Genomic DNA, 20854 nt, shown 5'->3' with positions numbered 1-20854 from the left:
GCATGACCTTTACGACCCTGATCGATCCCGCAGCACTCGACCGCCTGATCGCCGACGGCACGGTCGCCTTGTTCGACTGCCGCTTCGATCTCGCCGATCCGGCAGCGGGGCGCGCGCGCTATGATGCGGGGCGGATTCCCGGTGCCGCCTATCTCCACCTCGATGATGATCTGTCGGGCCTGCCGACCGGTGCCAACGGCCGCCATCCCTTGCCCGACCCGCACGCCTTCGCCGCGCGGCTTGCCGCCGCCGGGGTGCAGGCGGGCCAGCAGATCGTTGCCTATGACGATGCAGGCGGTGCGTTCGCTGCACGCTTGTGGTGGCTAGCCAAATGGATCGGGCACGAGGCGGTCGCGGTGCTCGACGGCGGCCTGCAGGCGTGGGCGCAGGCCAGCCTGTCGCTGGAGCAGGGATTGCCCGCGGCCCGCGCGCCCGGCGACTTCGCGGTCGGCGCGATGCCCGGCCGCGGCATCGCCGGCGCCGACGACATCCTGCGCAGCCTGTCCGGCAACGCGCTGCTGGTGATCGACGCGCGCACGCCCGAGCGGTTCGCCGGCCAGCCCAACGCGCTCGATCCTGTCGCCGGCCACATTCCCGGCGCGCGCAACCGCTTCTATCGCGACAATCTGACGGCGGAGGGCCGCTTCCGCCCGGCGGAGACGCTGGCGGCGGATTATGCCGCTTTGATCGGCGACCGGCCGCTCGACCAGGTGGTGCTGCAATGCGGTTCGGGCGTTACCGCTGCGCACGATCTGCTGGCGATGGAGCATGCCGGGCTGGCCGGCGCGCGCCTCTATCCGGGATCGTGGAGCGAGTGGATCGCCGACCCCGCCCGGCCGGTCGCGCGCGATTGAAACGTAACCCGGCGGTCATGCCGCCGTCATAGAGGGAGGAGCAATGCCCGAAACGCCCGCCCCCTCCCCCCTCGCCGATCTCGGGCTGGTATGGACGTGCTGGGAAGCGCCCGACGGCCATGTCGTGGTCGGCGACGAGCAGCCGCCCGCCGACAGCCCGTTCCGCTGGCTGCATCTCGATCTGTGGGATCAGCGCAGCGCGCGCTGGATTGCGCAGCGTTCGGTCCTGCCGCCCGAGGTGCTGGCGGTGTTCATGGGCGAGCAGGCGGACGCCGCGATCGCGCAGAACGGCGCGCTCGCGCTGACCCTGCCCGATTTCGAGCGCGACTTCGATCGCGAGGATACCGGGCGGATCGGCACGCTCCACGTCGCGCTGCGCCCGGGCCTGATGCTCACGGGGCGCAACCGGCCGCTCCACACCCCAGACATCATCCGCCACCGCGCGGCTCAGGCCGCCGCGATCGACACCGCCGCGGCATTGGAGATCGTGCTCGCCAGCATCGCCGACACGATCGCCCGGCGCACGCAGCAGGTCGCGGCCGAGGTGCTGGGGCTGGAGGACGATCTGCTCGCCGACGAACAGGCGCCCGACACGCGTACCTTGGTGACGATGCGCCGGCTGGCGGCGCGGCTGCATCGCATGGCCGCCGGCATGCGCTCCACCTTGGGCCGGCTCGGCGCGCAGCCCGGCATCGAGCCCGACGTGCGCGCGGTGATCAGCCGCATGCTCCAGCGCGCGCAGGGGGTGGAGCAGGACGTCATCGCCGCGCAGGGGCAACTGCGGCTGCTGCGCGACGAACTCGACCTGCGCGCTGCGCAGCAGACCAACGAGAACGTCTATCTGCTCTCGGTCGTCACCGTGCTCATCATGCCAGCGACGCTCGTCACGGGCTTCTTCGGGATGAACACCAGCGGCATGCCGATGACGCAAGGATGGCATGGCACGCTGATCGCCACCATCGTCGGCATCGGCTCCTCGGCGCTCACCTGGTGGGTTCTGCGCCGGGTGGGGCTGGTACGGCGGTAGCGCGACCTATTGCACCGCACTGCTCTCCTGCGCAGGCAGGAGCCCAGAGTTTCACAAGACGACGCTTGCAGCTCTAGGCTCCTGCCTGCGCAGGAGCACGAGGGAAGGTCTCGACCGACGGTCTAGGGCACGCGCCGCGCGGTGACGATCTTCACCGGCGCGGCCAGCATCTGTCCCTTCATCGCGCCCTCGCCCGCAGTTGGCGAGGTCGGCGCGTCGAGCAAATGATGCACCACGTCCATGCCCTCGACGACATGGCCGAAGGCGGCGAAGCCCAGATTGTCGCCGGGCTGCGTCGGATCGGCATTCATCGACGGCTGATCGCCGACGGTGATGAAGAAGTCGGCGGTCGCACTACCCGGCGCCGCGCGCGCCATCGAGATCGTGCCGTCGGTGTGCGACAGGCCAGTCTTGCTGGTAGGCTCGTGCGGTATCGGCTTCAGCACGCGCTTGGGATCATTGCGCAGCCCGCCCTGGATCAGGCCGAAATTGTCCTGCACCTTCACCACGCGATAAAAAGTCGTGCCGTCGAGCCGTTTCTGGTCGACGTAGCGCAGGAAATTGCCCGCGGTGATCGGCGCGCGATCCTTTTCCACCGCCAGCACGATCGTGCCCTCGCTCGTCTGCAGCGCGACCTTCACCGTCGCCGGAACGGGCGCGGGGGGCGGCGGCGTCACGAGCGCAGGGGCCTGGGCAAGGAGGGGCGCGGCGATGGCGGCGAGCGCGAGCACGAATCGGCGGTTCATGCGACCAGCCTAGCCCCTCGCGCGTTCGCCTCGCAAATCGGAGGCATGAACATGCTCGAACATGTACCGGCCTGGCTCGGCTCGTTGCTGAAGGGCGTCCGTGCCGGCGCCGACAAGCTGGTCATCCTGCAGCCCGATCTCGCCATCACCGACGCGCGGATCGATCTGTCGAGCCCGGCCTTCGCCGACGGCGCGCGCTTGCCGGTGCGCTTCACCGGCGATGGCGAGGGCGTGTCTCCGCCGCTCGTCTGGGGCGAGCCGCCAGCGGGCACTGCAGGGTTCGCGTTGCTGGTCGAGGATGCCGACGCGCCCGCGCCCTCGCCCTTGGTCCATGCGCTCGTGTGGGGGCTTCCGGCCGACGAGCGGCGGCTGGCCGAGGGCGCGATCGCGCGCGACGGCCACGGCGGGCCGGATGGGCGCGATGTCGGTCGCAACAGCTTCCTCGGCGAGGGCTGGTTGCCCCCCGATCCGCCGACCGGCCACGGCGTCCACGTCTACGCCTTCCAATTGTTCGCGCTGGCCGAGGTGCCGGCGATCGGCGCCAATCCCGGCCGGGGCGAGCTGATCCGCGCGATGGCTGGCCGCGTGCTGGCGGCGGGGCTGCTTCGCGGCACCTATGATCGCGGCGAGGCCGAGTCGATCGGCCGCGCGCGCACGGCAGCGGCCCCCTTGGGAACGCTCGCCGCCCAGCAATGATTCGTCACTTAACAGCGATGACATATTGATGCAGGTCTGAGATAATCGGCCATCTTCCGGCGAGTCACATATCTGTCATCGCCCGGGGGTAGGCCGCGCCCCGACATTGTTGTCAAAGGCAAAAGGGGCCTTCAGATGTATCTCCGTACCAAATTGCTCGCGGCGGCCGCCGCGACGGCCGCGATCGCGGCTGGCGCTCAGGCCGCTCCGGCCAAGAAGCACCACGTCACCACCAACGCCAATGCGGCGCTGATGGAGCAGCTCAAGGCGCTGCGCGAGGAGGTTTCGACGCTCCGCCAGCAGGTCAATTCGCAGCAGATGAACCAGGCTGAGGCGACCGCCAAGATCAACGTGGCGCAGGTCCAGGCGCAGCAGGCGCAGGCGAAGGCAGAGCAGGCCCAGACGCAGGTCGCCGCCGTGGCCGCGATGCCGGCGCCCGTGTCGAAGGAGCAGGTGAACACGCAGATCGCGACCGCCTTCGACAAGGAACATCATAACGACAAGTTCTACTTCAAGGGCATCACGATCACGCCGGGCGGCTTCCTCGAACTCGCCGGCATCTATCGCGATCACTTCCAGGGCAACGACATCGCCTCGAGCTTCTCGAGCAACTTCCCGAACGCGCGCCAGTACGCCCAGCATGAAGGCCGCTTCACGGCCCGCCAGAGCCGCGTGTCGTTCCTCGCCGAGGGCAACGTCAACAAGGCGACCAAGCTGTCCATGTACGGCGAGTTCGACTTCCAGGGCGCGGCGCAGACCGCCAACTCGAACCAGTCGGACAGCTACAATCCGCGCATCCGCGTGCTGTACGGCACGATCGACTGGAACCGCGGCGATTACGGCCTGCACCTGCTGGCCGGTCAGAACTGGTCGCTGCTGACGATCCAGTCGAAGGGCATCAGCCCCCGTGCCGAGGTTCCGCCGTCGGTGGTCGATGCGCAGTACGTTCCGGGCTTCGCCTGGGCGCGTCAGCCGGGCGTTCGCCTGACCGGCGACTTCCTCGATCACAAGCTGTGGCTGGCGGTCGCGGCTGAGAACCCGCAGAACAACACCACCACCCCGGTCGGCACCGCCGGCGCGACGCAGGTCTCCAGCGTCACCGGTGGTTCGGGCTTCAACAGCCTGAACAACAACTCGTTCAACGACGTGCCGGACTTCATCGGCAAGGCAGCCTACGAGGACATGATCGCCGGCCACGCGGTCCACGTCGAAGGCTTCGGCATCGTCCGCACCTTCAACGAGCGCCTGATCACCGGTGCCACCTCGGGCGCCAACAACAGCGCGACCACCTTCGGCTACGGCGGCAGCGCAACGCTGAACATCGTGCCCAAGATCCTCGACGTCCAGATTTCGGGCTTCGGCGGCAAGGGCATCGGTCGCTACGGCTCGGCGGGCCTGCCCGACGTCGCCTTCTCCAGCGACGGCCGCATCCATCCGATCGACGAGTTCATGCTCCTGGCCGGCGCGACCGTGCATGCCAGCAAGCAGCTCGACGTCTACGGCTATGCCGGCGAAGAGCAGGAAATGCTGACCAAATACTCGCCGAACTTCGGTTCGATCGCGACCAGCAACGCCGGCTGCTTCGTCGAGGGCGGCGCCTGCGGCCAGAACACCCGCCGCATCCGCCAGGTGACCGTCGGCTTCTGGGACAAGTTCTACCAGGGCTCGTTCGGTCGCGCCCAGGTCGGCATCCAATACAGCTACAACCAGCGCGAGCTGTTCCCCGGTGCCGGTTATTCGGGCTACCCGCAGATCAGCAACAGCACGGGCTTCCTGTCCTTCCGCTACTATCCGTTCTGATCTCCGGATCGGACGTGCGACGAAAGGCGGCGTCTCCCTTCGGGGAGGCGCCGTTTTTCTTTGGGCGAAAGTCATCGTGCCGGATGTGATCCGGTATGGCGTTTCTTGCTTCGCTACGCCCTACGCCAAAGCGACGTCATCCCCGCGCAGGCGGGGATCCATATGCCGCGCAGTCGCGCAAAACGCGCACCGGCTGTGGGAATGGATTCCCGCCTCCGCGGGAATGACGATCGGAACGGCTGAGCCGTCTACCAGCCGCCGCCAAGTGCCTGGAACAGCGCCACGCTGTCCGACAGCCGCGCCGCGCGCGCCTGGGTCAGCTGGAGCCCCGCCTGTGCGCGCGCCGCGCTGGCGTTGAGCAGGTTGAGCGTGCCCGCGCTGCCGAGCTGAAGCTGGCGCGTGATGAAGGTCAGCTCGCGCGCCGCCGCCGTGTCGGCGCGGCTCGCCGCGTCGAGTGCGACGCCGTCGGTCTGGAGACCCGTCAGCGCATCCGACACGTCGACGAACGCCTGCACCACCGCCGCGCGATATTGCGACTTGGCGCCGTCGAGCGCCGCCTGCGCCGCGCGCTGCTGGTGGAGCAGCTGGCCGCCGTGGAACAGCGGCTGGGTGATGCCGCCGGCGAGCGTCCAGAACGGATTGCCGCTGGCGAACATCTGGCCGAACTGATCGGCGACGCCGCCCGCGCTCGCGCTGAGCTGGATATTGGGCAACCGCGCCGCGATCGCCGCGCCGACATCGGCACCGGCACCGATCATCTGCGACTCGGCCGCGCGCACGTCGGGGCGATGGCGCACCAGATCGGCCGGCAGCGACAGCGGCAGCTCGGTCGGCACGCCGAGCTCGGCCAGCGTGGGCAAAGCCGGGAGCGTATTGCCGGGCGCCTGGCCGATCAGCGCGCTGATCACCGCCTGCTGATGCACCAGCGCGCGCTGCAAAGGCGGCAGCACGCCTTCGGCGGTGGCGAGCGCGGTTTCCTGCGCGGCAACGTCGGCGGCGCCGATCGCGCCCAATTGCTCGCGGCGTTGGAGCAATGTCAGGATGTCGCGGTTCGCGCGCACGCTCTCGGTGGCGCTGGCGATCTGCTCCTGCAGCGAGGCCTGCTGGATCACCGCCAGCACCAGATTGGCGACGACGCTGGTCTTGGCCGCCTCGAGCCGGTGGCGCTGCACCTCGGCGGCCGCGCGTGCCGAGCGCACGCGGTTGCGGCCGGCGCCGAACAGATCGAGCGGATAGGCGACCGTCACCTGCGCGGTGTGCAGCGTGTAGCGGTAATTGTCCGGATCCTGCAGCGGATTGGAGAAGATGCGCGAGGTGCGGATGCGCTGCGCCTGATAGCTCGCGTCGATCTGCGGCAAGGTGCTGCCGAACGCCGCGGCCGCCTGCTGGCGCGCCTGGCGCAAGGCGGCATCGGCGGTGGCGATGTCGTTGTTCGACGCCAGTGCGCGCGCGACCAGCGCGTTCAGCGTCGGGCTGCCGAAGCGCGTCCACCAGTCGGCCGGCACCACGGCGCCGGGAACGATCGTCTGGGTCGGGCCGGCGGCGGGCGCGATCGGCGCGGCCGAGGCATTGGCGGCGGCGGTCGGCGGCAGCGACGTCTGCGTCGTGACGTTGTGGGGGCCGACGGTGCAGCCGGCGAGCAACGCCGCTGCGCCGAAGGGAAGGACGGCGCGCTTCATGCCGGTTCCTCCGGCGTGTGCGGATGATGATCGGTGTGCGGCACCTTGCGCCCGTGCGCGCCGCGATCGTCGGGGCCGACATGGCGCGAGAAGCGGTCGATCAGCACCGGCAGCACCAGCAGGATCAGCACCGGCGCCAGCGTCATGCCGCCGACGACGACCAGCGCCAGCGGCTTCTGCACCTGGCTGCCGATGCCGTTCGAAAGGGCCGCGGGCAGCAGGCCGATCGCGGCGACGAGGCAGGTCATGATGACCGGCCGCAGGCCGGTGCGCACGGTGTGCACCAGCGCGTCGGCGCGTTCCATGCTCTGGTCCATCGCCTGGTTGAAGGTCGTCACGAGCAGGATGCCGTCCATCACCGCGATGCCGAACAAAGCGACGAAGCCGATCGCGGCCGAGATGCTGAACGCGGTGCCGGTCAGCACCAAGGCCGCAACGCCGCCGACGATCGCCATCGGGATCACGCTGAACGCCAGCACCGTGTCGCGGATCGAGCCGAAGTTCGCGTAGAGCAGGATCAGGATCAGGACCAAGCTGATCGGCACCACGATCTCCAGCCGGTTCACGGCATTGGTCAGGTTGCCGAGCTCGCCCGCCCATTCGAGATGATAGCCCGGCGGCAGGATTACGTTGCGCGCGATCCGGTGCTGCGCCTCGCCCACCGCACCGCCAAGATCGCGTCCGCGGACGCTGAACTTGATCGGGATGTAGCGTTCCTGATGCTCGCGATAGATGAACGATGCGCCCGAGGTGAGCTTGACCGTCGCCACTTCGGAAAGCGGCACTTGGATCGTGCCGCCATTGGCGCTCGGCGCGCCGATGGTGATGCGGCGGATCGCCTCGAGGCTGTCGCGCTGTTCGGGCTTCAGCCGCACGACGATCGAGAAGTGGCGGTCGGTGCCCGGCTCGTACAGGTCGCCCGGCGACTGGCCGCCGATCGCTGCCGCCACCGTCTGGGTGATGTCGTCGGCATTGAGGCCGTAGCGCGAGGCGCGGATGCGATCGACGTCGACGCGCACCGTCGGCTGGCCGAGCGACTGGAACACGCCGAGATCGGCGATGCCCTGCGTCTTGGCCATCTGGTCCTTGATCTGGTCGGCCAATTTCTCGAGCGTCGGCAGATCGGGGCCGTAGAGCTTGATCGAGTTCGCACCCTTCACGCCCGATGCGGCTTCCTCGACATTGTCCTCGATCGCCTGGCTGAACGAGAAATCGACGCCGGGGAAACGCTGCGCGAAGCGGTCGGACAGTTCGGCGACCAATTTGTCCTTGGTCATGCCCTTCGGCCACTCGTCATAGGGCTTGAGCGGCGTGAAGAATTCGGCGTTGAAGAAGCCGGTCGCGTCGGTGCCGTCGTCGGGCCGGCCATGCTGCGACACCACGGCGGCGACCTCGGGATAGCTTGCGAGGATGCGGCGGATCGCGTTGACGGTCGGCTGGCCAGCGTCGAGCGAGATTGACGGCGGCAGGCTGGCGCGAATGTAGAGGTTGCCCTCTTCAAGGTGCGGCAGGAACTCGACGCCAAGCGAGCGGATGCCCAGCACCGCGCCGATGATGAGCAACAGCGCGCCGCCCAGCGCGACGATGCGGTTGGCGAAGGCGAAGGCGATCGTGGGCTCGTAGATGCGCCGCAGCCAACCGACCAGCTTCGTCTCGACCTCGCTCAGCCGGTCGGGCAGCAGATAGGCGGCGAGCACCGGCGAGACGGTGAAGGTCGCGATCAGACCGCCGCCGATGGCGAAGGCGTAGGTCTTGGCCATCGGGCCGAAGATGTGGCCCTCGACGCCGGTCAGCGTGAACAAGGGCAGGAAGCTCGCGATGATGATCGCCGCGGCGAAGAAGATGCCGCGCGACACTTCGGAGGTGGCGTGCAGGATCGCCGACAGGCGCGTGGCGTAGGAGAAATGCCCATGCCCCTGCTCCACGTGCACCGATCGCTCGACCATGTGGCGGAAGATGTTCTCGACCATGATGACCGAGGCGTCGACCACGAGCCCGAAGTCGATTGCGCCGAGCGACAGCAGGTTGGCGCTCTCGCCCTCGATCGTCAGGATCAGCACCGCGAAGGCGAGCGCGAACGGGATCGTCACCGCCACGATCACCGCGCTGCGCAGGTCGCCGAGGAAGATCCACTGCAGCAGGAAGATCAGGACGATACCCGCGACCAGATTTTCCATCACGGTATGCGTCGTGACGCCGATCAGCGCCGAGCGGTCGTAGACGCGCTCGAGCGTGACGCCCGGCGGCAGCACGCCGCCGGCATTGATGAGCGCGACCTGCTCCTCGACATTCTTGATCGTCGGCATCGACTTGGCGCCGCGCTGCATCAGCACGATGCCCTCGACGACGTCGTCCTCATTATTCTCGCCGACGATGCCGAGGCGGGGCTCGTTACCGATCTGGACGCGCGCGACATCCTTCACGAGCACCGGATTGCCGCCGTTGGAGGTGACGAGGACGTTCTCGATCTGCGTCGGCGACTGGATCAGGCCGACGCCGCGCACGATCGCCGATTGCGGGCCGAAGTTGATCGTCTGGCCGCCGACATTGGCATTGCCCTTGCCGATCGCGGCGATCACCTGCGCAACGGTGGCGCCGTGCGCGACCATCCGGTCGTTATCGGCCACCACCTCGTAGGTGCGGACCTTGCCGCCATAGCCGGTGACGTCGATCACGCCCGGCAGCGCCTTGAAGCGGCGCTGCAGCACCCAATCCTGCAGCGTCTTGAGATCCATCACCGAATAGCCGGCGGGCGCCTTGATGCGATAGCGATAGATCTCGCCGATCGGGCTGGTCGGCGACAGCTGCGCCTGCACCCCGCCCGGGAAAGGCGGCAGCTGCGACAGGCGGTTGATGACGCGCTGCTGCGCCTCGACGAAGCTGGCATTGTAGGTGAACTGGATCTTGATGTCGGACAGGCCGAACAGGCTGATCGAGCGGACGACGTTGAGATCGGGCACGCCCGACATCGCCACCTCGATCGGCACGGTGACGTTGCGCTCCATCTCCTCGGCCGACAGACCGGGGCTCTGGGTCAGCACCTCGACCATCGGCGGGACCGGATCGGGATAGGCCTCGATATTAAGATTGTAGAAAGCGATGCCGCCGGCGAGCAACAGCCCGCTCAGCAGCAGCACGATCAACATGCGCTGGCGCAGCGCGAAGCGAACAAGGCCGTTCATGCGATTGGTCCGGTCCGCTTACTGGCCGATGCCGGCTTCGTTGACGAAGATCGCGCCCGAGGTGACGACGCGCTCGCCCGGCCGCAGCCCGCCGACGATGCGCACCATCCCGTTCTCGGCATCGCCGAGCTGGACGTCGCGCGATGCCAGCAGCCCGTCGGGCCGCGCCACCCACACCCGCGCCGAATCGCCTTCGTGGATCACCGCCCCGGCCGGCACCGCGAGCGTCTGGCCATGCACCGGGCGCAGGATAGTGAAGCTGGCGAACATCTGCGGCTTCAGCGACCGGGTCGCGTCGAAGATCGAGGCTCGCACCGGCAGGCGGTGCGTCACCGGATCGAGCGCGGCCGCGATATTGTCGATCACCGCGCGGAAGGTGCGGCCGGGAAATGCCGGAGTCGTGACCTCCACCGGATCGCCGACATGGACCTGCGCCGCGTCGCTTTCGGCAAGCTGTGCGACCAGCCAGAGATGGGTCGGATCGGCGATCGTCATCACCGGCTTGTCGCCGCCCGCGCCGACATATTCGCCGGGAGAGATCGAGCGATCGGCGACGATGCCCGAAATGGGCGCGCGCAGCACGGTCGACACGTCAATGCCACCAACCGCCGAGGAACGCTCGAATGCGGAGATTTCCGCCGGCGACTTGCCGAAGATCGCCAGCTTGTCGCGCGCGGCGCCCAGCGCCGCCTCGGCACTGCGCGCGGCCGCCTGCGCCGCGACCAGGTCGTTCTGCGCCTGCTGATAGTCGCGCAGTGCGCCGCCCGCGGTGCGGTAAATCTCTTCCTGGCGCTTCACGTTGGTCTGCGCGGTACGCAGCTGCGAGGCGGCATTCGCCTGCGCCGCGGCGGCGGCAAGCAATGCGTTGCGCGCATCGACCACGTCACCGGTGCGAATCGTCAGCAGCGCCTGGCCCTGGCGGACCATCTCGCCCGCCTCGACCGCGACCGACACGACCTGGCCGCCATAGGGCATCACCACCGGGGTCGAGCGATCCTGATCGATGCCGATCGTGCCGCTGGCGCCGATCACGTCCATCGCATCGCCGTTGCCGACGGTCTTGATCGCGAACGTGGCGCGCTGCTCGGCGGTCGGACGGAAGGTGCCCGGCGGGGTGGTCTCGACCGGCGGCGGCGGCGTGGCCGTCGCCCAGCGGATCAGCGCGATCACGGCGAACAGCGCCACCACCGCTAGCAAAGCGAGGGCGAGCAGCCGATATTGCGCGGACGACGGCATACGGCGCGTCGCCGGCAGCGCGTCAGGAGGCGAATGTTCCATCATGATGGGTGCAGCGGCTATCCGGAGGGGAAGGTGATCTCTAGGGGCGCGGTCTTACAGAGTGCTTACAACAAACGTCACGGCATGACAGGCTCCGCATGCGGCTGTTGATCGTCGAGGACGATTTCGAGATCGCACAGGCACTTGCCGATGGTTTCGCCCGACGCGGCGTGGCGAGCGACCGCGCCCAGAGCGCCGGCGATGCCGCGCTGATGCTGGAAGCCGCATTCTATGCGGCAGCGATCCTCGACCTTGGCTTGCCCGACGGCGACGGGCTCGAGCTGCTGCGCAAGACGCGCGCGCGCGGTGATGCGGTGCCGGTGCTGATCCTGACGGCGCGCGGCGACGTCCAGCAGCGGATCGCCGGGCTCAACGCCGGGGCCGACGATTATCTGGTCAAGCCTTTCGACATGGACGAGCTGCAGGCGCGGCTGGAGGCGGTGCTGCGCCGGCGCGACGGCTATTCGGGACGCACGCTCTCGCTGGGGCGGCTGACGCTCGACCCTTCGACCCGCGAGGTGACGGTCGCCGGCCAGGGCGTGGCACTGTCGGCGCGCGAGATCGAGTTGCTCGAGCTGCTCCTGCGCCGCGCCGGGCGCGTCGTGCTGAAGCGTATCGCCGAGGATCAGTTGTTCGGGCTCGACGACGGGCTCGGCTCGAACGCGATCGAGGTCTATGTCCACCGCCTGCGCCGGCGGATCGAGAAGCTCGACGCGGGCCTGCGGATCGAGACGGTGCGCGGCGTCGGCTACATGCTGCGCGCGGAGGCATGAGGCTGCGGCCGCCACGCTCGCTGTTCGGCCAGATCGCGCTGGTCCACTGCGTGACGATCCTTGCCTTCGCGCTGACCCTGCCCATCGCGATCGCGCGGGAATTGCGCGCGACCGCCGGGGCCTATCAGCGCCAGTTGCTCGAACATCAGGCGACGGCGATCGAGCGGCGGCTGCGCGCCGACGCCGCCGGCTGGCACATCGCGCCGGACCCGGTGCAGGATGCGCTCTACACCGCCGGGCAGGCGGGCCGCGCCTTCGCCGTGCTGGATGAAGGGGGTGCGGTCGCGATCGCCAGCCCGCGCTTCCGCCCGGCGACGCGCGATGCTGCGTTGCACGCCGCCGCGCCCGCCTTTTTCAACAATGAAGGCGATCGCGGGCTGGTGCGGGCCATGACGCTCGGCGGACGCCAGGCGCGCGTGATCGTCTCGCAGGACATCAACGATCCCGAGGTGCTGACCGACGATGTGGTGCGCGCCTTCCTGCACCGCTTCCTGTGGGTGCTGCTCCCGCTGCTGGCGCTGCTGCCATTCGCCAACCTCGCGCTGATCCGGCTGTTGACCCAGCGCGTCCGCGCCGTTTCGATCCGTGCCGCCACGATCGGGCCGGCCCGGCTCGACGTGCGGCTCGATGCGCGCGACCTGCCGACGGAGATCGTGCCGCTCGCCGCCGCGACCAACCATGCGCTCGATCGCCTGCAGCAGGGTTTTCAGACCCAGGGCGAATTCGTCGCCGATGTCGCGCACGAGTTGCGCACGCCGCTCGCCTCGCTGCGGCTGCGGCTCGACGCGCTTGTCGATCGCGACGCGGCGGCGGGGATGCGGGCGACGCTCGACCGCGCGGCGCACGTGATCGCGCAATTGCTCGATCTCGCCTCGCTCGAACGGCTCGACATCGGCCCGCGCGAGCGGTTCGACCTTGCCGCCGCCGCGCGCGGCGCGGTGGAAGAGGCGGCGCCGGGAATCTATGCGGGTGGCCGCACGATCGCGCTCGTAGGGGGCGAGCGGCCGGTGATGGTCGAAGGACGCGCGCCGCTGATCGGCCTCGCGCTCGCCAATCTGATCGACAATGCCGCGCGCCACACACCGCCCGCCACCCATATCGAGGTGACCGTGGAGGCCGATGGCACGCTGCGCGTCGAGGATGACGGGCCGGGGATCGCCACCGCCAGCCTTGCGTCGGTCACGCACCGCTTCTGGCGCGGCGATCGGGCGCGATCGGATGGCGCCGGCATCGGCCTGTCGATCGTCGAGCGCGTGCTCGCGGCGCATCACAGCCGCCTGTCGGTCGGAAATCGCGCGACCGGCGGCGCGCGCTTCGCGTTCACATTGCCGCCGCGCGGCGCCCCGAACAATCGAGACCGTTAAGCTTCTTTCGGACTGGACGAATTTCCAAGCCGCCTTATATACCGAGCGTTATGGAAAATGCCCTAGTTTTGCCCACGAAAGGTCGACCGCGCGAGTTTTGCGTCGATCTGGCCCTCACGGCGGCGTTGCGTGTCTTCTGGACCAAGGGGTTCGACGGCGCGTCGATGACCGACCTGACCGAGGCGATGGGCATCACGCGTCCCAGCCTGTACGCCGCGTTCGGCAACAAGGAAGCCTTGTTCCGCAAGGCACTCGACCTCTACGAGCGTGAGAAACTGGCTTATGTCGGGCAGGCGCTGGAAGCGCCGACCGCGCGCGGCGTGGCGGAGCGGCTGCTGGAGGGCGCGCTCGCGATCCAGACCAACAGCTGCGACCCCAAGGGTTGCCTCGGCGTGATGGCGTCGATCGGCTGCAGCGAGCATGCGGCCTCGATCAAGGAAGAGGTGATCGCACGCCGCGCCTCGACGGAGCGGGCATTGGTCGCGCGATTCGAGCAAGCGCAGCTGGCTGGCGACTTGCCTGCCAACATCGAACCGAAAGGCCTGGCCCACCTGCTGTTCGCGGTGCTGCAGGGCCTTACCGTGCAAGCCGGTGCCGGCGCCTCGGCCAGCGACCTGCGCCGCCTGATCGACACCAGCCTGCAGCTCTGGCCGGGCCGGTAATCGGATAGCATCTGCCCCGGCAGATCGGCGCCGGAGTGGCTCGACCACGCCGGAAGGCGTGGCCGATCAGGTTCGCCGCAGCGTCAGCGTCGGCACCGAGCCCGAATGCTTCAACGCCGCGCCGCGCCCCGACAGCGACGGGTTGGTCATGAAGTAGCGGTGCAGGTTGAAGGGGCGCTTGCCCGGCTCGATCCGCTCGTAGGTGCCGTCGGAGTTGAGCCGCCAGCTCTGCTCGTCGTCGATCAGATTGGCGACCATCACCTGATCGAGAATCTGCGCATGCACGGTCGGATTCTCGATCGGCATGAGATATTCGACCCGGCGGTCGAAATTGCGCGGCATCCAGTCTGCCGAGGAAATGAACACCTTGGCATCCGCGTTGGGCAGCGCCGCGCCGTTGCCGAAGCACATGATGCGGCTATGCTCGAGGAAGCGGCCGACCACCGACTTGACCCGGATATTCTCGGATAGCCCGGCCACGCCGGGCCGCAGGCAGCAGATGCCACGCACGACCAGATCGATCTGCACCCCCGCCGCGCTCGCGCGGTAGAGCTTCTCGATGATCTGCGGATCGACGAGGCTGTTGACCTTGGCCCAGATCGCCGCCTCGCGCCCGGCGCGGGCATGGTCGATCTCGGCGTCGATCATGTCCGACAGCTTTTCGCGCAAGCCATGCGGCGAGAGCGTCAGCAGCTCCAGCGCCTGCGGCTCGACATAGCCGGTGACGTAGTTGAACAATTGCGCCGCATCGCGCCCCGCGCGGGGATCAGCGGTGAAGAAGCTCAGGTCGGTATAGATGCGCGCCGTGATCGGGTGATAATTGCCCGTGCCGAAATGGCAGTAGGTGCGGAACTGCTCGCCCTCGCGCCGCACGACCATCGACACCTTGGCGTGCGTCTTCCAGTCGATGAAGCCGTATACCACCTGCACGCCCGCACGCTCGAGCTGCGAAGCCCAGTTGATGTTCTGCTCCTCGTCGAACCGCGCCTTCAGCTCGACCACCGCGGTCACCGACTTGCCCGCCTCGGCAGCGTCGATCAGCGCGCGGATCACCGCCGATTGCTTGCCTGCGCGATAGAGCGTCTGCTTGATCGCCACCACGTCCGGGTCGGTCGCCGCCTGCTTGAGGAAGGCGATGACGACGTCGAACGATTCGTACGGGTGATGGACGACGATGTCCTTCGAGCGGATCGCCGCGAAACAGTCGCCGCCATGCTCGCGGATCCGCTCCGGAAAGCGCGCGGTGAACGGCGTGAACTTCAGGTCCGGCCGATCCTCGTCGACCAAGTCGGCGAGATCGGCGACGCCCAGCAATTCCTGCGTGTCGACGATCACCTCTTCGGCGTCGCCAATCTCCTCCACCACCAGCGCCTTCAGCGCCTCGGGCATGTCGGGGCGCGGCTCGAGCCGGATGATGCGGCCGCGGCGGCGGCGCTTGATCGCCGACTTGAAGTAGAGAACGAGATCCTCCGCCTCTTCCTCGACCTCGAGGTCGCTGTCGCGGATCACGCGGAAGGCGCCGTCGCCCTTCACCGCATAACCGGGGAACAGGATGTTGGTGAAGCGGCGGATAAGCGTCTCTGCCGCGACGTAGCAGGCGTGGACGCCCGGCAGGCGCACGAAGCGCTTCAGCGTCGTCGGCAGCATGATGAGCTCGCGCGTCACCTCGCCGTCCGACAGACGGCGGAGATCGAACAGCAGCGTGAAGCCCTTGTTCGGGATGAACGGGAAGGGATGCGCCGGATCGAGCGCTTGCGGCGTCAGGATCGGGAAGATCTGCTCGCGGAAATGCTTCTCGCACCATTCGGCGCGCTCGCCGACAATGTCGTCGTCGCCCAGCACTTCGATACCCGCATCGGCCAGTTGCGCGCGCAGGCTGAGCCACACCTCCTGCTGGACGTCGGTCAGATGGTCGGCCCGCGCGGCGATCGCGGTCAGCTGCTGGCTGGCGGTGAGCCCGTCGGGCGAGCGATCCTCGATCCCCTCGACCTGCTGGCCCTTGAGGCCGGCGACGCGGACCATGAAAAATTCGTCGAGATTGTTGCCCGAGATCGACAGGAAGCGCACCCGCTCCAGCAGCGGATGGGCGGGGTTGCACGCCTCGTCCAGCACGCGCTCGTTGAACGCGATCCACGACAGTTCGCGGTTGAAGTAGCGATCCCTGGGCGCGATCTGGACGTTGGGGCTGTCGGCGACGAGCGGTTCCGCGACTTCGGCTTCGGTGCTGACTTGATCCATGGCCACGATCCTACTCTTCGCTCCGTGACTCGTCGATGACTCCGACGGCGGCGAGCGCACGCCGCGCCAGCGGCACGGTCAACCGCTGGCGTCGCTCGAATGCCAATGAATCGAGCGCATCCACCGCGCGCGTCACGCCCAGATAGGAACGCTCGATCCGCGGCACGAGGTAGCGCACCAGCTCGGGCGGCGCCGCCAGCCCGCGCGCATGGCAGAGCTTCTCGATCAAAGCCGCGGCGAGCGCGTCGTCGGGCTCGGCGATGCGGACATGCGGGCTGGCGGCGAGGCGTGAGCGCAGATCGGGCAGGCGGATACGCCATGTGGGCGGCGGCGCATCGGCGATCACGATCAGCGGTCGCCGTCGTTCCTGTGCCCGGTTCCAGGCGTGGAACAACGCCTCCTCGTCGCTTCGCTCGGCATCGTCGATCAACTCGCCGCCACTCTTGGCGGCGTAGATGCGGCCGAGCAGCGAGCGGCCCGATTTGCGCGGACCGGTCAGCACCGTCGCCATCACCGGCCACAGCGACCAATGCTCGAAATGGCGGACGAGCGCCTGGTTGGCGTCGGAGACGATATAGTCGCGTTCCTGCGCCCCCGCCGGCCAGTCGAGCGGGAGCGCGATCTGGCTCACCGCGGCGTACCCCGTCGGATGCGCAGCCCGCCGCCCGAATCCTCGGCCTGATAGCCCGCCGCCCCCAGCGCGGTGCGGAAGGCATCGGGCGCGCCGTCATAAGCCACCCGCATCACCGAAACGCCGCCCAGCGCCACGCTGTCGACATTGACCGTGCGCACCCCCGGTATCCCACGCAGCACGCCCTGAACCTGCAACAACGCCGGATCGTCGGGCGTATCGACCTGCAGCAGGAAGGTGGAGGTCGCCCCCGGCAAGGCCGCCGCCGGCTGCGCGTCGGCGACCGGCGCCTCCTCGGGCAATTCGGGCACCGCCGCCGGCACCGCACTGAGCGACGAATCGCCGTGCAGCCGTCCGTCGCGCAGCGCCTGCGCATAGGCATCATCGATTCGCCGCACGCCCTCGTCCAGCAATTTGGGCAAGGCGTCGCCGTCGGTCGCGGTCAGGTCGAAGCGCGCGATCACCTCGGCATCCGCGCCGTGCAGCGCGATAAAATGCGCCTCGATCGGGCCGCCCGGATAGCGGCGGACGATCTGCACCACCGGCGAAACGATGTCCGACGCGCCATAGCGATCGAGGATGCTGCGCCACTGGCCGCGCCCCGGCCGCCCGACCTGCGCCATGTTGAGCACGAGGGGATCGATCCCCGATCCGTCGGGCCGCACATAATCGATCGGGCTGCCGCCGGAGCGGAAGCGCGCCCACGCCTTCTGCCATTCGGTGCGATGTTCGAAGCTCTGCGGCGCCCCGCCCGACCACATCACGGGCACGACTAGCATCGGCACCGATCGCTCGCCCGCCTCCGCCACGCCCAGCAGCGGGCCGGCGCGCACGCGATCGAACAGCACGCCCAGATGCGCGATGTAGCGGGTCGGGCCGATCTGCTCGTCCTCGACCGACACACCGGCGACGATCGCGTCGAGCTGGCCGTCGGACAGATTGGGCGCCTGATCGATGGGCGCGTTGCGCACCTTGGCCCACAACATGCGGAAGCCGCGCCGTTCCGCCAGCCGCCAGCCGAACATGCGCGCGAGATCGGCGGTCTTGGCCGACGTGTCGACAGCGACGCCGCCCACCTCGTAATTGGCGGAGCTGTCGATCGCCGGCACGCCGCGATCCTTGCCCTCGATCTGGGCATAAGCCAGCGCCGCGAGGCCGAGCCCCGCGATCGAACCGAGGGCAAGCGAGATGCGGCGGGTGGGCGTCACGCGCTGCCTTGTGGCGAAACGGCGGTGGAAATCCAAGCGCGATATGGATAGGCGCCTAGGCTGACATGAGCGACGAACCTTATAGCTACGCCAAAGCCGGCGTCTCGATCGCCGCGGGCAACGCGCTGGTCGACGCGATCAAGCCGTTGGTGCGCGCCACCCGCCGACCCGGCGCCGATGCCGAGATTGGCGGCTTCGGCGGCTTCTTCGACCTGAAGGCGGCGGGCTATGACGATCCGCTGCTGGTCGCCGCCAATGACGGCGTCGGCACCAAGCTGAAGCTGGCGATCGACAGCAATCGCCACGATACGGTCGGCATCGATCTGGTCGCGATGTGCGTCAACGACCTGATCGTGCAGGGCGCCGAGCCGTTGTTCTTCCTCGATTATTTCGCGACGGGCACGCTGGTGGGCGATACCGCGCGCCAGGTGATCACCGGCATCGCCGACGGCTGCCGTATCGCCGGCTGCGCGCTGATCGGCGGCGAGACCGCCGAGATGCCGGGCATGTATGCCGCGGGCGATTACGATCTCGCCGGCTTCGCGGTCGGCGCGGTCGAGCGCGCGCAGGCGCTGACCGGCACCAAGGTGCGCGAGGGCGACGTGCTGCTTGGCCTCGCCTCGTCGGGCGTGCATTCCAACGGCTATTCGCTCGTTCGTCGCCTCGCCGCGGACAAAGGGTGGAAGCTCGACCGCCCGGCTTTGTTCGATCCCGAGCGGCTGCTGATCGACTGGCTGATGGAGCCGACGCGCATCTATGTGCGCGCGCTGCTGCCGCTGGTGCGCGCCGGCAAGGTTTCGGCGCTCGCCCATATCACCGGCGGCGGCCTGCTGGAGAATGTGCCGCGCGTGCTGCCCGACGGGCTCCACGCCACGATCGACGCCGCTTCCTGGCCGCAGCCCCGCCTGATGGCGTTCCTGCAGGCGCAGGGCAATATCGAGCCCGGCGAGATGGCGCGCACCTTCAACTGCGGCGTTGGCATGGTCGCCGCCGTGCGCCCCGACGAGGTCGACGCGGTGACAGCCGCGCTGGAAGCCGCGGACGAGACGGTGTTCCGCATCGGCGCGATCGGCGCAGGCCCGCGCGGCTGCACCGTGCGCGGATCGGCCGAGGCGTGGAGCGCGCGGACGCCGTGGAGCGCCACGCACAATGCCTAGAGCGCGCGTCGGCATCCTCATCTCGGGCCGCGGATCGAACATGGCGGCCCTGATCGAGGCGACGCGCGATCCCGCCTGCCCCTACGAGGTCGTGCTGATCATCTCCAACGTGGCGGATGCCGATGGCCTCGCCTTCGCCGCCGCCGAGGGCATTCCCCAGTTCGCGCACAGCCATGTCGGCCTGACGAAAGCCGAGTTCGAGGCGCTCATCGACGGTGCGCTGCGCGATGCGGGCGTCGACTATGTGGCACTCGCGGGTTTCATGCGCGTGCTGTCCCCCGATTTCGTGGCGCGGTGGGACGGGCGGATCGTCAACATCCACCCCTCGCTGCTGCCGCTCTATCGCGGGCTCGACACGCACCAGCGCGCGCTGGATGCGGGCGACACGCGCCATGGCGCGAGCGTGCATCTCGTGACGGCGGCGCTCGACGGCGGCCCCGTCCTCGCGCAGGCCGAGGTGCCGATCCTCGAGGGGGACGATGCCGAGGCGCTGGCGCGGCGCGTCCTGATCGAGGAGCATATGCTCTATCCGGCGGCGCTGGCGGAGCTGATCCGCAGCCGCGGCGCATGAGCCCCGACCCGGAAGCCGATGTCGCGCGGCTGCGCGCGATCGCCTTCGCCTTCCCGCGCACGGCGGAGAAACTGTCGCACGGTATGCCGGTCTTCTTCGTGGAGAAGGGCAAGACCTTCGCCTGGTACACGCACGACCATCATCGCGACGGCCGCAGCGCCGTGCTGGTCAAGACCAGCGGCGCGGACGAGCAGGACATGCTCGTCGCGCGCGACGCCGACCTCTTCTTCCGCCCAGCCTACATGGCGCATGCCGGGTGGATCGCCATCCGCACCGACCTACCCGCGACCGACTGGGAGTTGATCGCCACACGGGTCGCACAAAGCTGGCATATGATCGCGCCCAAGAAACTGGTGGAGACCCTGTGAGCGACCCGCGCCAACGCCGTATCCGCTGGATCACGCTCGCCGAACTGCTGGCGATCGTCGCGGTGGTGATCTCGGCCCTGACCTTCTGGAACGGCTATCGCGAGCGCACCAATGCCGAGGTGCAGCGCGGCGCGGACAACCGCGATGCAGCACGGCGCGCGGTGATCCTGGTGCTGAAGGCCACCGCCGATGCGCAGGGGCATCTGCTGTCGCTGACGCCGCGATCCGACGCGCAGGCCATCCAGGGCCAGACGATCGCCTTTCCCAGCGCGCTCGGCTTGGCCTCGGCCGAGACGACCAGCGACGCGCGGATCGAGCGCGGCTGGTTCGAGGGGGCGCTGATACGCGCGCGCAAGGATGCGGGCGCGGCCGACAAGACGCCGGGCGACGCGCACATGCCGGTGCTGATCGTCACCCGCTACCTTGCCGACGGCGATCCGCATGTCGACCGCGCCGTCTACCAGCTGGGCTATGCGACCGACCACAGCTTCATCGGCGGCACCAGCGTGCGGTTGCGCGGCCTGTCGCGCGAGGAAGCGGTGACGAGTGAGGCCGCCGGGCAGAAACGGGTCGATGCGCTGTGGAAGACAGCGCTGCCGCACGCAGCGGAGAAGTGACCG

General features: G+C 68.7%; 18 protein-coding genes. 11 read left to right on the top strand and 7 right to left on the bottom strand.

All coding sequences use genetic code 11. From position 1 onward, the window contains the following. Nucleotides 1-2: 2 nt before the first annotated feature. Nucleotides 3-854 carry a sulfurtransferase gene (locus K8P63_RS02975; RefSeq protein WP_223798395.1) on the top strand — a complete coding sequence of 284 codons (852 nt, stop codon included), beginning with the start codon at nt 3-5 and terminating at the stop codon, nt 852-854. Nucleotides 855-897: 43 nt separating this feature from the next. Beyond that, a complete protein-coding gene (locus tag K8P63_RS02970; RefSeq protein WP_223798394.1) occupies nt 898-1881 on the top strand; it encodes a CorA family divalent cation transporter in 984 nt (327 codons plus the stop codon). Nucleotides 1882-2003: 122 nt separating this feature from the next. Here the strand turns inward: K8P63_RS02970 and K8P63_RS02965 are convergent, their stop codons facing one another. Then, nucleotides 2004-2627, bottom strand: coding sequence for a peptidylprolyl isomerase (locus K8P63_RS02965; RefSeq protein WP_223798393.1), 624 nt, complete (start codon nt 2625-2627; stop codon nt 2004-2006). A 51-nt stretch (nt 2628-2678) separates the two neighbouring features. Between K8P63_RS02965 and K8P63_RS02960 the strand changes: the two genes are divergently transcribed. Then, complete coding sequence (locus K8P63_RS02960; protein WP_223798392.1) at nt 2679-3323, top strand: YbhB/YbcL family Raf kinase inhibitor-like protein; 645 nt, start codon at nt 2679-2681, stop codon at nt 3321-3323. Between the two features lie 135 nt (nt 3324-3458). Further along, complete coding sequence (locus K8P63_RS02955) at nt 3459-5123, top strand: hypothetical protein (RefSeq protein ID WP_223798391.1); 1665 nt, start codon at nt 3459-3461, stop codon at nt 5121-5123. A 248-nt stretch (nt 5124-5371) separates the two neighbouring features. Here K8P63_RS02955 and K8P63_RS02950 read toward each other — a convergent pair whose 3' ends face one another. Genes K8P63_RS02950 through K8P63_RS02940 form a run of 3 tightly spaced genes read right to left on the bottom strand, consistent with a single transcriptional unit; the run spans nt 5372 to nt 11265 of the window. Continuing rightward, entirely contained in the window at nt 5372-6802 is a 1431-nt protein-coding gene (locus K8P63_RS02950) for an efflux transporter outer membrane subunit (RefSeq protein WP_223798390.1), read from the bottom strand. Next, complete coding sequence (locus K8P63_RS02945; protein WP_223798389.1) at nt 6799-9984, bottom strand: efflux RND transporter permease subunit; 3186 nt, start codon at nt 9982-9984, stop codon at nt 6799-6801. The genes K8P63_RS02950 and K8P63_RS02945 overlap by 4 nt, the downstream gene beginning before the upstream one ends. A gap of 18 nt (nt 9985-10002) precedes the next feature. Then, nucleotides 10003-11265: an efflux RND transporter periplasmic adaptor subunit gene (locus K8P63_RS02940; protein WP_317629342.1), complete on the bottom strand. Its 1263-nt coding sequence runs from the start codon at nt 11263-11265 to the stop codon at nt 10003-10005. A gap of 95 nt (nt 11266-11360) precedes the next feature. On the opposite strand from K8P63_RS02940, the gene K8P63_RS02935 reads away from it, so the two are divergent. Genes K8P63_RS02935 through K8P63_RS02925 form a run of 3 tightly spaced genes read left to right on the top strand, consistent with a single transcriptional unit; the run spans nt 11361 to nt 14061 of the window. After that, nucleotides 11361-12035 (top strand): response regulator, encoded by a 675-nt coding sequence (locus tag K8P63_RS02935; protein ID WP_223798388.1) that lies wholly within the window; start codon nt 11361-11363, stop codon nt 12033-12035. After that, the gene (locus K8P63_RS02930; RefSeq protein WP_223798387.1) at nt 12032-13399 is read left to right on the top strand and encodes a sensor histidine kinase; all 1368 of its coding nucleotides are present in this window, start codon (nt 12032-12034) and stop codon (nt 13397-13399) included. The genes K8P63_RS02935 and K8P63_RS02930 overlap by 4 nt, the downstream gene beginning before the upstream one ends. Nucleotides 13400-13449: 50 nt before the next feature. Next, complete coding sequence (locus K8P63_RS02925; protein WP_223798386.1) at nt 13450-14061, top strand: TetR/AcrR family transcriptional regulator; 612 nt, start codon at nt 13450-13452, stop codon at nt 14059-14061. Between the two features lie 66 nt (nt 14062-14127). Here the strand turns inward: K8P63_RS02925 and K8P63_RS02920 are convergent, their stop codons facing one another. The 3 genes from K8P63_RS02920 to K8P63_RS02910 are packed head-to-tail and all read right to left on the bottom strand — an operon-like array spanning nt 14128 to nt 18138. Next, on the bottom strand, nt 14128-16299 hold the full coding sequence (locus K8P63_RS02920) for an RNA degradosome polyphosphate kinase (protein WP_223798385.1): 2172 nt from the start codon (nt 16297-16299) through the stop codon (nt 14128-14130). Nucleotides 16300-16309: 10 nt separating this feature from the next. Further along, complete coding sequence (locus K8P63_RS02915) at nt 16310-16930, bottom strand: HdaA/DnaA family protein (RefSeq protein WP_223798384.1); 621 nt, start codon at nt 16928-16930, stop codon at nt 16310-16312. Continuing rightward, nucleotides 16927-18138: a heavy-metal-associated domain-containing protein gene (locus tag K8P63_RS02910; RefSeq protein ID WP_223798383.1), complete on the bottom strand. Its 1212-nt coding sequence runs from the start codon at nt 18136-18138 to the stop codon at nt 16927-16929. The genes K8P63_RS02915 and K8P63_RS02910 overlap by 4 nt, the downstream gene beginning before the upstream one ends. 65 nt (nt 18139-18203) lie before the next feature. Between K8P63_RS02910 and purM the strand changes: the two genes are divergently transcribed. Genes purM through K8P63_RS02895 form a run of 4 tightly spaced genes read left to right on the top strand, consistent with a single transcriptional unit; the run spans nt 18204 to nt 20851 of the window. Then, nucleotides 18204-19295 (top strand): phosphoribosylformylglycinamidine cyclo-ligase, encoded by a 1092-nt coding sequence (purM, locus tag K8P63_RS02905; RefSeq protein ID WP_223798382.1) that lies wholly within the window; start codon nt 18204-18206, stop codon nt 19293-19295. Continuing rightward, the gene (gene purN / locus K8P63_RS20835) at nt 19288-19866 is read left to right on the top strand and encodes a phosphoribosylglycinamide formyltransferase (protein WP_317629341.1); all 579 of its coding nucleotides are present in this window, start codon (nt 19288-19290) and stop codon (nt 19864-19866) included. Before purM ends, purN begins: the two co-directional genes overlap by 8 nt. Beyond that, nucleotides 19863-20234 (top strand): MmcQ/YjbR family DNA-binding protein, encoded by a 372-nt coding sequence (locus tag K8P63_RS20830; protein WP_317629340.1) that lies wholly within the window; start codon nt 19863-19865, stop codon nt 20232-20234. Before purN ends, K8P63_RS20830 begins: the two co-directional genes overlap by 4 nt. Beyond that, complete coding sequence (locus tag K8P63_RS02895) at nt 20231-20851, top strand: hypothetical protein (RefSeq protein WP_223798381.1); 621 nt, start codon at nt 20231-20233, stop codon at nt 20849-20851. The genes K8P63_RS20830 and K8P63_RS02895 overlap by 4 nt, the downstream gene beginning before the upstream one ends. Nucleotides 20852-20854 lie beyond the last annotated feature (3 nt).

Origin of the sequence: Sphingomonas nostoxanthinifaciens (assembly GCF_019930585.1) — a bacterium.
Taxonomy (GTDB): Bacteria; Pseudomonadota; Alphaproteobacteria; order Sphingomonadales; family Sphingomonadaceae; genus Sphingomonas_I; species Sphingomonas_I nostoxanthinifaciens.
Note: the sequence above shows the minus strand (reverse complement) of the source record. Positions and strands in the feature narration are given on the sequence as shown.